Annotated in this window: 10 protein-coding genes; 9 read left to right on the forward strand and 1 reads right to left on the reverse strand. The window is 40.1% G+C overall.

The features are described 5' to 3' along the window. Positions 1 to 24 precede the first annotated feature (24 nt). The 9 genes from purH (at position 25) to RWP19_RS08630 (ending at position 10,818) form a co-directional block, all read left to right on the forward strand. Positions 25 to 1,554 (forward strand): bifunctional phosphoribosylaminoimidazolecarboxamide formyltransferase/IMP cyclohydrolase, encoded by a 1,530-nt coding sequence (gene purH, locus RWP19_RS08590; protein ID WP_314357321.1) that lies wholly within the window; start codon positions 25 to 27, stop codon positions 1,552 to 1,554. A 32-nt stretch (positions 1,555 to 1,586) separates the two neighbouring features. Then, positions 1,587 to 2,849 carry a phosphoribosylamine--glycine ligase gene (purD, locus tag RWP19_RS08595; RefSeq protein WP_314357322.1) on the forward strand — a complete coding sequence of 421 codons (1,263 nt, stop codon included), beginning with the start codon at positions 1,587 to 1,589 and terminating at the stop codon, positions 2,847 to 2,849. Between the two features lie 299 nt (positions 2,850 to 3,148). After that, positions 3,149 to 4,291 (forward strand): isochorismate synthase, encoded by a 1,143-nt coding sequence (locus tag RWP19_RS08600; protein WP_314357323.1) that lies wholly within the window; start codon positions 3,149 to 3,151, stop codon positions 4,289 to 4,291. Positions 4,292 to 4,330: 39 nt separating this feature from the next. Continuing rightward, complete coding sequence (gene menD / locus RWP19_RS08605) at positions 4,331 to 6,082, forward strand: 2-succinyl-5-enolpyruvyl-6-hydroxy-3-cyclohexene-1-carboxylic-acid synthase (protein ID WP_314357324.1); 1,752 nt, start codon at positions 4,331 to 4,333, stop codon at positions 6,080 to 6,082. Next, positions 6,079 to 6,939, forward strand: coding sequence for a 2-succinyl-6-hydroxy-2,4-cyclohexadiene-1-carboxylate synthase (gene menH, locus RWP19_RS08610; protein WP_314357326.1), 861 nt, complete (start codon positions 6,079 to 6,081; stop codon positions 6,937 to 6,939). Before menD ends, menH begins: the two co-directional genes overlap by 4 nt. A 5-nt stretch (positions 6,940 to 6,944) precedes the next feature. After that, a complete protein-coding gene (gene menB / locus RWP19_RS08615; protein WP_314357327.1) occupies positions 6,945 to 7,787 on the forward strand; it encodes a 1,4-dihydroxy-2-naphthoyl-CoA synthase in 843 nt (280 codons plus the stop codon). 112 nt (positions 7,788 to 7,899) lie between these two features. Further along, entirely contained in the window at positions 7,900 to 9,285 is a 1,386-nt protein-coding gene (menE, locus tag RWP19_RS08620; protein WP_314357328.1) for an o-succinylbenzoate--CoA ligase, read from the forward strand. A gap of 7 nt (positions 9,286 to 9,292) precedes the next feature. Further along, on the forward strand, positions 9,293 to 10,444 hold the full coding sequence (gene menC / locus RWP19_RS08625; protein ID WP_314357329.1) for an o-succinylbenzoate synthase: 1,152 nt from the start codon (positions 9,293 to 9,295) through the stop codon (positions 10,442 to 10,444). Then, on the forward strand, positions 10,441 to 10,818 hold the full coding sequence (locus tag RWP19_RS08630) for a PaaI family thioesterase (RefSeq protein WP_314357330.1): 378 nt from the start codon (positions 10,441 to 10,443) through the stop codon (positions 10,816 to 10,818). Before menC ends, RWP19_RS08630 begins: the two co-directional genes overlap by 4 nt. A 123-nt stretch (positions 10,819 to 10,941) precedes the next feature. On the opposite strand, the gene RWP19_RS08635 is transcribed toward RWP19_RS08630, so the two are convergent. Then, a complete protein-coding gene (locus tag RWP19_RS08635; RefSeq protein ID WP_314357331.1) occupies positions 10,942 to 11,568 on the reverse strand; it encodes a hypothetical protein in 627 nt (208 codons plus the stop codon). Between the last annotated feature and the right edge of the window lie 335 nt (positions 11,569 to 11,903).

Here is an 11,903-nt window from a genome sequence, read left to right on the forward strand (position 1 = left end):
TGTGTAAGCAAAGGAAGACGTTAGATGATTAAAAATGCATTACTTAGTGTTTCCGATAAAACAGGTATTGTAGACTTTGCAAAAGGTTTAGTTGAATTAGGTGTAACCATTTATTCCACAGGTGGGACTCTTAAAGCCATAACTGATGCAGGTATTGCAGCAAAAGCGGTTGAGACTTTGACTGGTTTTCCTGAAATGATGGACGGCCGTGTAAAGACATTGCATCCCAAGGTTCATGGTGGTATTTTGGCAATTCGCGATAATACTGAACATCAAAAAGCTATGGCTGATCATGGTATTGAACCAATTGACCTTGTTGTTGTCAATCTCTATCCATTCCGTGAAACCATTGCCAAATCAAATGTATCCTTAGAGGAAGCTATTGAAAATATTGATATCGGCGGTCCTACCATGGTGCGTTCTGCTGCGAAAAACCATGTGTATGTGGGCATCGTTGTAAATCCAAACCATTATAATGAAATTATAACGATGCTTAAAGAACATGGTGAATTGCCCAAAGAATATCGTTTTGGTCTGGCAAAGGAAGCCTTTGCTCATACTGCAGCTTATGATGTAGCCATTGCTAACTATATGAGTGGTGTCTTAAACGAAGGTCCTACACCTCCAGAATATTTAAGTGCTTATGAAAAGGTAACAGACCTTCGGTATGGCGAAAATCCGCATCAACAAGCGGCATTCTACAAAGAAATTGGCAAAGCTCATGGCATGGGGGCTTTGAAACAACTCCATGGTAAAGAGCTTTCCTATAACAACATCGTAGATATGGAAGCAGCGTGGAATATGGTGTGGGAATTTACGAATCCTGCAGCATGTATCATTAAGCATACAAATCCTTGTGGTGCAGCCACAGCAGATACACTACATGATGCTTATGTAAATGCTTATGAAGCAGACTCCGTTTCTGCCTTTGGCGGCATTGTAGCTTTAAACCGTGAAGTAGATGCAGCTACGGCAGAAGAAATGAGCAAAATTTTCTTAGAAGTCATTATGGCACCTGCTTTTACAACAGAAGCATTAGAAATCCTGGAAGGAAAGAAAAATATTCGACTCATCGAGTTATCTAAACCTGAGTCTGGACAAGTAACAGTGAAAAAGGTTTCTGGTGGTCTATTAGTACAAACAGAAGATGATATCCAAGAAGACCGCGCTAACTATAAAGTGGTTACAAAGGTACAACCAACAGAGGAACAATGGAAGGCCCTCGAATTTGCTTGGAAGCTCGTAAAACACGTAAAATCCAATGCGATTTTGATTTCTAATGAAAAACGCACCCTCGGTGTTGGGGCGGGGCAAATGAACCGCGTTGGTTCTGCAAAAATTGCTCTTGAACAAGCTGGTGAAGCTGCAAAAGGGGCTGTGTTAGCATCTGATGCATTCTTCCCATTCGGCGACACTGTAGAAACAGCGGCAAAACATGGTATTGCAGCCATTATCCAACCAGGTGGATCCATTCGCGATGAAGAATCTATTAAAGCCGCTGACGAAGCGGGCATTGCCATGGTATTTACAAGTATTCGTCACTTTAAACACTAATTTTATGGCGTTTAGGCGTCGATGGAGGACTTATGAAAGTATGTGTAATCGGTAGCGGCGGCCGCGAACATGCATTGGCATGGCGATTGTCCATCAGCCCTAGCGTAACAAAGGTATATGCCATTCCTGGCAGTGCGGCCATGTCAGATTGTGCAGAGCTAGTCGGCATTGATTGGCAGCAAAGCGATCATTTAATTCGCTTCTTGAAAGATAATCACGTTGATTTAGTCGTTGTTGGTCCAGAGGCTCCTCTTGTAGCAGGACTAGCAGATGCACTCAATGCAGCTGGAATTCCTGTATTTGGCCCATCTAAAGCAGCTGCTCAACTAGAGGGCTCAAAGGTATTTGCCAAAGAGCTTATGAAAAAATATAACATACCAACTGCTGCCTATGGTGTATTTCACAAGGTAAATGAAGCAAAAGAATTTATCGGTCAAACAGGTGCTCCTATCGTAGTGAAAGCTGACGGTTTGGCCGCAGGTAAGGGCGTTGTAGTAGCAATGACCGTGGAAGAAGCGAATGCAGCTGTAGAAGACATGCTTAGCGGTAATCGCTTTGGGGACGCAGGTAGTACCGTTGTTATCGAAGAATTCATGAAAGGCGAAGAGGCTAGCTTACTTGCCTTTGTAGACGGCAAGACGGTAGTGCCTATGATTGCTTCCCAGGATCATAAACGCATCTTTGATGGCGATAAAGGCCCTAATACTGGCGGTATGGGGACCTATGCACCTGCACCAGTGCTTACTGATACATTGCGTGATGAAGCGATGAAAACAATCTTAGAACCTATGGTGACAGCTATGCAAAAAGAGGGCATGACTTATGTAGGTTGTCTCTATGTAGGCCTTATGATTACGACTCAAGGTCCTAAGGTTGTAGAATTTAATGCACGCTTTGGCGATCCAGAAACACAAGTTGTATTGCCATTACTTGATAGTGATTTAGGTCAAATCATGATGGCTTCTGCCACAGGCACATTAACAGCTGATATGGTGAAATGGAAAGACTCCTCGGCAGCTTGTGTCATTCTTGCTTCTAAAGGATATCCTGAAACCTCCTCCAAGGGTGATGTGATTCATGGTGATATTAAACAACATGATACAACTATCGTATTCCACTCTGGTACGAAACTCGTTGGAGACGAGTATGTGACCAATGGCGGCCGCGTTCTTGGCGTTGTAGGTCTTGGTAAAGACCTTAGAACAGCGCTCGATAGAGCTTATGGACGTATAGAACACATCAATTTTGAGGGCATGCAATATCGTACAGATATTGGGGCGAAAGCTTTCAAATAAACTAAAGGTCTTTTAAATTATGTAAACATGTATTTAAAATAGTATAATAGCATTTCAAACATATAAAAACCTCTACATTTATGCATAGCGCATGTGGTGTAGAGGTTTTTATTTTCTACCTTTTAATGGTTACCTATGTTATAATAATATAGATATAAAGAGGGCCCATCGACGTGTGATGGCGTTAGGCTCATCTCAAAATTTTGAAACCTATTGATGGCGCCTAATATGTAGAAGTACATCTTCTACATATTAGGTGTTTTTACTATAGTCTATTTTTCGTATAGCGACATACAACTATGAAATATAACAAAGAACCGTTAAAATTGAATAGTCCGGTATCATTTTGGATGAATTTCCCCAATGAAGAACGTGTGTTTTGGGTGGATCGCCAAAGTGACCGCATCGTTGTAGGCGCTAAACGTCTAGCGACGGTTAAAGATGATAACGATCGCCATAATTACGCCTACGTATTTTATGGGGATACTTTTTTTGATACCCTAAAAGACCCTAAATGGTCTGGTATGGGTCATGAAATGATTGCTTTCACCCATTATTACATCGTAGAAAATGGAGAGTCCTTCTATCTACATGCTGGTGAAAGTGTACCTATTGAGAATTATGAGGTGCCTCGAGTTCATCATAATTACAAAGAAACCAGTGATGATAAGGCGGATTGGAACCGTTTGATGAATGCTATTGCCAATGGTATTAACAGCGGTGAGATGACTAAGGTCGTCTCCTCTCGCGAGGTGGAATTCACTAGCGAAACATCATATAATGTGGCAAGTATCTTGGCTAATTTGGTAGATAATAATCCGAATTGCTTTATCTTTGGCTATGAAAAGGATGGGCGTACCTTTGTAGGGGCATCGCCAGAAATTTTAGTCCGCCATCGTGGCAGTGAAATATTAAGCTATGCCTTAGCGGGCACTGCTCCAAAGGATGGTCCTAATGCGTGGACTAAGGAACAATTACTAACTAATGAGAAAAATCTTGTGGAGCATAATATCGTTCGCAATCGCATCGTGAATACGATGAAACAAATTACTCCACATGTTATGGTTGGGGAAACTGGTATTATGGAGTTATCGCACCTCTATCATTTGCGTACCATAATTACCGCAAAGGATAGTACAAAATCTCTCGTGGAATGGGCTAAATTGTTACACCCTACACCAGCCCTTGGTGGTGAACCTCGAGAAAAGGCGCTAGCCTTATTACAAAAGTATGAATCCCATGAGCGTGGTATGTACGCAGCACCTTTTGGCTTTATGAAAGATATAGGGGACGGCATCGTTGTGGTTGCTATTCGATCGGCTCTTATCATGGATAATGTATTATATGCCTATGCAGGATGTGGCGTTGTAGGCGATTCTGATGCGGATGAAGAATATGCTGAAACTAATAATAAGATGCGCACCATCTTGGATGCTTTATAATTGTTTCCGTACATCTAGGGGTGTTTGAAAGGGAATATAATGAATGAATATATTGCTGCCTTGGTAGACGAGTTCTACCAACTTGGCGTCCGTTATGCTGTGTTTAGCCCTGGTTCTCGTTCTACGACGATAGCCATGCTGTTCAAGGAGCATGAAGGATTTGAAACCTATATGAATATAGACGAGCGATCTGCTGGGTTTATGGCTCTTGGTATTGCAAAGGCCCATAAAGAGCCAACGGTGCTCGTATGTACCTCTGGTTCAGCAGTGGCTCACTATTTGCCAGCTATTTTAGAAGCTCAATATAGTGGAGTGCCACTCATTGTACTGTCTGCCGATAGACCTCATACACTATTGCATGTAGGAGCACCTCAAACAGTAGATCAGCACAAAATCTTTGGTACTGCTGTCAATTATTATGAAGCATTAGCGGTGCCTCAAGAATCTCACTATTATACATATCCTCGTCAAGTGGCTCGTAAGGCCTATATGAAAGCGATGGATACTAAAAAAGGACCTGTCCATATTAATGTGCCTCTCTTTGAACCATTGGTGCCAGAATTGAGTCGTAATCATTTTGAAGCTGGTCGCAGTTCCTTTAAAGTGGTTAAGCCAAACTATAGTAATGTATTTGGCTTTGATAATAGAAAGCGTTTGACCCATATTAATAATGCTATTGATGTTGCTCATGATAATGATAGTACAAAGGAGATTAATAATTTACTTGAAAGATATGAGCGTATCCTTATCCTAGCAGGCCCACAGATTGATATAGATGAGGCTGATACGATTTGTTCCTTCGGGGAGGCTTTACAAGCCCCTATTTTGGCGGATCCCCTGTCTAATGTGAGAGGTTGTAATACATCTGATGTTGTAATTTCTACCTATGATCCGTTGTTAGCAGGGCAAGCTCTTTGGCATGAGTTGAAACCAGATTGTGTAATTCAGTTTGGTCAAATTGTTGTGTCAAAACGAGTGCAACAGATGATTGCTAGCTGGACTGATGTGGAGTACATCGAGGTTAACCCTACAATGGACTCTATGAATCCAACAGGTAAAACTACGATGCATGTGCAAGCTAGTATTGATGTCTTTACCCATTTATATGGAAAAAACAATAACTCTGATAAGTACTTAAAATTATGGCAACGGTTAGAACAAGAGGGTAAAAAGCAACTGAGTACAGCTATTGATGAGTCTCATTGCTTTGAAGGCCGAACCATACGTGAGTTACAAGAACACATCCCTGAGGATGGACAAGTTTTTGTTGCCAATAGTATGACGATTCGCGATTTTGATTACTTCTGGTTTAGTGGAGAATCTAAGGCAGTTCTTTACGGTAATCGAGGCGTCAATGGTATTGATGGCACTATTTCTACCGCTCTAGGGCTAGCGGCAAATGGTAGACCTACATATCTAGTAACAGGAGATTTATCCTTGTTCCATGATTTGAATGGATTGGCTGTAGCTAAAACTCATAATTTAAACTTAACCATTATTTTGCATAATAATGATGGAGGCGGTATTTTTGAATACTTACCTCAAAAGGGGACAAAGCATTTTGATTACTTGTTCTCTACATCGCAAGGCTTAGATTATAGCGGGGCTGCTAAACTCTATGGCTGTGACTATACTAAACTATCTAGACCTGATGAATTTGTCGATGTATTAACTAAGGCTAATCAAGAAAAAGGTGTTCATATTATTGAAATTCCAACAAGCCGAGAAGGTAGTCGTGAATTACATAAAAAATATACGGCTATTTCTATTGATGTGGAGGTGTTACAATGAGCCAATATGCTTGTAATATTATAGATAACTCCATATACAATCCTGCTCTTCGAATGTATGTTGATCTTGGCGAGTATCGCTATGGATTGACCATTGCTGGCAAGGGGAAGCCGCTCGTGTGTCTGCATGGATTTTCCGAGTCGGGATATACTTGGGATGGCATCGTTGTACCAGGGTATCAAATGATTCGTGTCGATACACTGGGGCATGGTGATTCAGATATTCCAGAGGATGAGAAGGCTTTTTCCATTCCTGTCATGCTTAATGATTTACATACGGTTATTTCAGCTGTGGCTGGTGAAAGGTATTGCCTCATGGGATACTCCATGGGGGCCCGTTTAGCCTTGCTATATGCTTTTGAGTATGGTTCGGAAATTGAAAGACTCATTTTAGAAAGTGGTTCTATTGGTATTAAATCAGAGGTAGAACGACAAGCGCGTAAAATAGCTGATGAACAATTGGCTCAAGTTATAGAAGATAATGATGGAGAATGGTTTGCCGCTAAATGGGCGGATATATCTATTTTTGAAAGCCAGCGTCAACTTCCACCAGTTGTACAAGATAAATTATTCCGACGTCGAGCCCATAATAGCCCCTATGCATTAGCTGCTACATTGCGTGGCTCGGGGCAAGGTGTCATGCCGTATGTAGGTCACCGATTAGCAGAATTATCTATGCCATGTATGTATATTAGTGGCGCACTTGATACAAAATATACTACAATAGGAGAAGAATTGTTTACTAATGTACTGGACTGCGAACAAGTCATCGTTAATGGGGCAGGACATAATGTACATTTAGAAAAGCCAGGCCCATTTATGACGGCCTTAACAGATTTTTTATATAAGGAAAGGTAGCATCCATGAGCAAATTTGATTGGAAAGTATTGGATCGTAATTATGAAGACGTAATTTACGAAACATATAATGGCATTGCAAAGATTACTATTAATCGCCCACAGGTACGTAACGCGTTCCGTCCTAAAACTGTTATGGAGTTAATCGACGCTTTCACAGTAGCTCGTGAAGATAACGAAGTAGGCGTAATCGTATTGACTGGTGCAAACCACGGTCAAGGGGAAGATAAAGAAGCATTCTGCTCCGGTGGTGACCAAAGCGTACGCGGTCATGGTGGCTATGTAGGGGAAGATAATGTACCTCGCTTAAACGTGCTCGATTTGCAACGTTTGATTCGCGTTATCCCAAAACCTGTTATCGCTATGGTTAATGGCTTTGCTATTGGTGGTGGCCATGTATTGCACATCGTATGTGATCTTACAATCGCGTCTGAAAATGCTAAATTTGGTCAAACTGGTCCTCGCGTAGGTTCCTTCGACGCTGGTTATGGTGCAGGTTACTTGGCTCGCATGATCGGTCATAAACGCGCTCGCGAAATCTGGTTCCTTTGCCGTCAATACACAGCTGCTCAAGCCTATGAAATGGGCATGGTTAACTGTGTTGTACCATTCGACAAATTGGAAGAAGAAACAGTTCAATGGTGTAATGAAATCCTTGAGTTGTCCCCAATGGCATTGCGTATGTTGAAAGGTGCATTTAACGCCGACACTGATGGTCTTGCAGGTTTACAACAATTTGCAGGTGACGCAACATTGATGTACTACACAATCGATGAAGCAAAAGAAGGCCGTGATGCGTTCAAAGAAAAACGTAAACCGAACTTCAAACAATTCCCTAAATTCCCTTAATCGTAATAATAGTGCTAGTCTATTATTAGAAATGGGATTTATTGTACAAACGATAAGTGCGCCTCTATATGAGGCGCCTTTCTTGTAATGTCTTTAGATACGAGGTGAGACGATGAAATGGTTACGGTGTGGTGCAGAGCACTATCCTAATCGCATATGTATAAACGAATATACTTATAAGGCTATATATGGAGGGGTAGTCCATGTAGCTCGCAAATTAGTGCCTTTAAAAACCTCTCGTGTGGCTATTTTATCGGACAATTCTGTGACTATGGCAATCTATGTGTTGGCTGCTATGCTAGCTCATAAAGAGGTACTATTACTTAATGTACATCTTAAGCCTAATGAGATAGAAAACCAATTGAAACAATTAGGTGTTACCACCGTATTACATAGTAAAGAACGGCGTAATCAACTATCTGATTCAATGTGTACTATTGAGTTTGAACCTCTAGAAACTATTCTATCTGACCGAGTTTTAGAAGATATCTTTGATTGGACATTTAATGATACAGACATTGCAGCTATTATGAACACTAGCGCTACAACAGGTCAGTTTAAATCAGTACCCCTTCGATGGGGGCAAATTAGAGCTCATGTACAAGCGTCTCAAGAGGTGTTAGGTAAAACCGAACAAGATAATTGGCTTATGGTATTACCTCTGTTCCATGTAAGTGGGTTATCTATTTTGATGCGGTCTCTTTACAATGGAACGGCTATCACTATATTGCCTAAATACGATGAGATAAAGGTTTTAGAACTCATTGAATCTGAGAAAATCAATATGATGTCTCTCGTACCCACAATTTTGACTCAATTAGAACCGAAGATTACACATCATACATTACGTGTTATTTTGCTAGGTGGCGAGTTTATTCCTATGGCTCTCATCGATGCTTGTGAAAAGAAATCCTTACCAATTTACAAGACCTATGGAATGACCGAAACCTTTAGTCAAAGCGTGACTTTCTCTGTATTGGATTACCCTCATAAACGAGATTCCGTAGGCAGACCATTACCAGGAATGCAGATTCGCATTGATACCCCTGATGCGGATGGAGTAGGGGAAATCCATTTGACAGGCCCTATGGTTATGACTGGCTATATCGACAAGAAGCCTATTGATGGTGATCTTAATACCGATGATATCGGCTATGTTGACGAAGATGGCTTTGTATATATTCTGAACCGCCGCAAAGACCTTATCATTTCTGGTGGAGAAAATATTTATCCCAAGGAGTTAGAGGATTTAGTCTATACATTGCCGGCTGTGAAAGAATGTGCGGTTGTACCTATATCTGATCCTAAATGGGGGCAAGTACCAGCGCTCTTTGTGGCTTTTCACGATGGTGAAAGTATGACGTCTGATGAGATTCTATCCTTTATGACTAATTCTTTGGCAAAGTATAAAATCCCTAAATATGTAAAAATTTTACCTGCATTACCTCGTAATGGCACAGGTAAAATTGTACGTAATAAACTGCGTTTAGAAGATTGAGGCGCTTATGAATGATATTTTAAACTTTAAAAGTATAACTACATATCGTCTCAAGCTACCGATGAAATTTAATTTTAAAACTGTTAAGGGCGAGGTAAAGGAACGCGAGACCATTGTCATCCGCATTGAGGACCAACAAGGTTATGTAGGGTATGGTGAGTGTGTAGCTTTCACAGAACCATTCTATACTGCGGAAACTGTAGATACATGTTGGAAAACATTAGTTGATGATTATATTTTTAATCTTCGCTTGATGCGACCTAAACCGCTTATGATCTATGTACGTCAGTTGCAGTTCTGGCTAAATCGAGATCATATGCCTATGACCATTGCAGCCTTAGAAAATGCCCTTATCAATCTTCATTGTGAGAGACTGGGTGTGAATTCTGTTTCCTATATTATAGGGCAGCCCTTACAAGATACCATTGAAAGTGGTGTTGTTATCGGGGATGTACCGATGGAACAATTGTTAGATACAGTAGAAACTCATGTAACAAATGGTTGTAAGCGCATTAAATTAAAGGTAAAACCTATAGATGGCTACGAACGAGTGGCCATCGTTCGTAAGCACTATCCAGATATAGTCTTGGCAGTCGATGCGAATCAAAGCTATTCTTATGATGATATTGATAAGATCCGTCAATTTAACGATTTGAAGTTAGCTTGTATAGAAGAGCCTTTTGCTATAACAACGCTTCAAGCCTATAAGGAGTGGAAATGGGAACATCTTAACAATGATGACTGGAACATTGAAACACCGATTTGTTTAGATGAGTCCATCTTGGGCTATGACGACTTATCCTATGCTATTGAATATGGATTAATCGATGTACTCAACATAAAGATAGGGCGTATGGGTGGACTAGTACCGACGAAGGCAGCTATTAATCTGTGTAGAGAACGTCATATTCCGTATTGGGTGGGGAGTATGGTAGAGTCGGGCATTTCTAAAATGTTGCACGCTCAATTAGCGGCTCTAGGTGATTCCTATATGGCGGGGGATTTATCTGACTCTAATAGATATTTTGAACGAGATCTTATCTATCCAGACTTAACATTTAAAGATGGGGTTATGCACGTGCCAGATGGAGATGGCTTAGGTGTAACTGTTTTTGATGATAGATTAGAAGCATATTGTGTGGAGAAACGAACACTATGAATTTGATTGAATCTTTACAAATTGAAAAGCCTCGTATGACTAGTGATATTACATGTGTGGCTAAAATGAACCTAGGAGACTTTCATAAACAACCGCAAGGCTATCTAAATGGTGGTGCTACCTTGGCCTTTGCTGAAATAGCTGCGGGTATGATGAGTAATGAACTCATTGGAGCGGACAAATTTGGTGTAGGTCAATCGATAACAGCCAATCACTTGCGTCCTGTACGATGCGAAGGGGCTTTAACAGCTCATGGTACACTACTAGTGAAAGGGAAAACTTCGCATGTATGGCGTTTTGATATGAAGGATAATGCAGAACGATTGATCTCACAAGTAACCGTAACATTAGCCATTGTGGACTTTAATCGGTAATAGATAATATATCATATGTGTCATAGGTAATAATAAAAGGACAGTAAATACTATTTGTATCTACTGCCCTTTTTTAGTTCCATATAATCTAATAATTACTTATTATTTATTACTTTTTACTTTCTATTTACGAGTCACTGTATATAAGTCCTCCATATCTGGAATATCGTATATAACCCATGTGCCATCGCCTAAATGGCGCATCAAAACTCGTATATCTTTTGTCATATTCTTTTTATTATTTTGAATTGTCACTGTTACGGTAGCTGTATCTCCATCGTCTTCAGATTTGATGTTTTTTACCTCTATATCATGTCCTTTGAAGAGACGACCATCTACAAGACGATCGACCATGGACATATTGTCATCGCTTTGAGCCGTATTAGTAGTATCTGTAGTAGATGGTTGAGATTTAAAGCTGTCTGGATCTTCGATGTATTTTCTTATTACATCTTCGATTAGAGATGGACCAAATGTTTTAGCTGCTGCAATACTAGCTTTACCAAATGGGTTAGACGTATCTATATATTTGTTGCCTTCCCGTTCCAAGATGTTTTTTACAATAGATTTTGTATCTATGTGGCGTAAAGCTTCATCTGGATCTTTATCTTGTACTGCTTGATGTATAATTTTTAGAGTGTATGCTGGTGTGTGGGGGATATACCATAAGAAATACCATGCTACTGTTAAAGCCCCTACAATAGCTATGATAAGGGTAATAATTACACCTTTTGAGTTAAATTTATTCATGGTGAATCCTTTCATCTATTAGAGAATATACACATATTGTAGCATATTTAGTAAAGGTGAGCATAATAATCTGGACTATTATGGAATATGACGAATTATTGTGATATAAGATGGATATGTGTAATTCTAATAATATTTTCACTTATAAAAGCTATAAAATGGAGATTATCAAATATAATCAATCATTTTAATAGAATTTTCATAAAATTTTTTCAAAAAATAGTTGCATTGGTCTAGAATCCATGGTATTATGTACAAGTAGTCAACGAGAGTTGATACGCGGCCCCGTGGTGTAGCGGTTAACATGTCGCCCTGTCACGGCGAAGATCGTCAGT

The organism is uncultured Veillonella sp. (assembly GCF_963522475.1).
In the GTDB taxonomy this organism is placed as follows: Bacteria; Bacillota; Negativicutes; order Veillonellales; family Veillonellaceae; genus Veillonella.

Bases quoted from the DNA above. Each gene is read 5' to 3' on its own strand.
- purH (WP_314357321.1), top strand. From the start codon at position 25: ATGATTAAAAATGCATTACTTAGTGTTTCCGATAAAACAGGTATTGTA.
- menD (WP_314357324.1), top strand. From the start codon at position 4,331: ATGAATGAATATATTGCTGCCTTGGTAGACGAGTTCTACCAACTTGGC.
- RWP19_RS08600 (WP_314357323.1), top strand. From the start codon at position 3,149: ATGAAATATAACAAAGAACCGTTAAAATTGAATAGTCCGGTATCATTT.
- menH (WP_314357326.1), top strand. From the start codon at position 6,079: ATGAGCCAATATGCTTGTAATATTATAGATAACTCCATATACAATCCT.
- purD (WP_314357322.1), top strand. From the start codon at position 1,587: ATGAAAGTATGTGTAATCGGTAGCGGCGGCCGCGAACATGCATTGGCA.
- RWP19_RS08635 (WP_314357331.1), bottom strand. From the start codon at position 11,568: ATGAATAAATTTAACTCAAAAGGTGTAATTATTACCCTTATCATAGCT.
- menC (WP_314357329.1), top strand. From the start codon at position 9,293: ATGAATGATATTTTAAACTTTAAAAGTATAACTACATATCGTCTCAAG.
- RWP19_RS08630 (WP_314357330.1), top strand. From the start codon at position 10,441: ATGAATTTGATTGAATCTTTACAAATTGAAAAGCCTCGTATGACTAGT.
- menE (WP_314357328.1), top strand. From the start codon at position 7,900: ATGAAATGGTTACGGTGTGGTGCAGAGCACTATCCTAATCGCATATGT.
- menB (WP_314357327.1), top strand. From the start codon at position 6,945: ATGAGCAAATTTGATTGGAAAGTATTGGATCGTAATTATGAAGACGTA.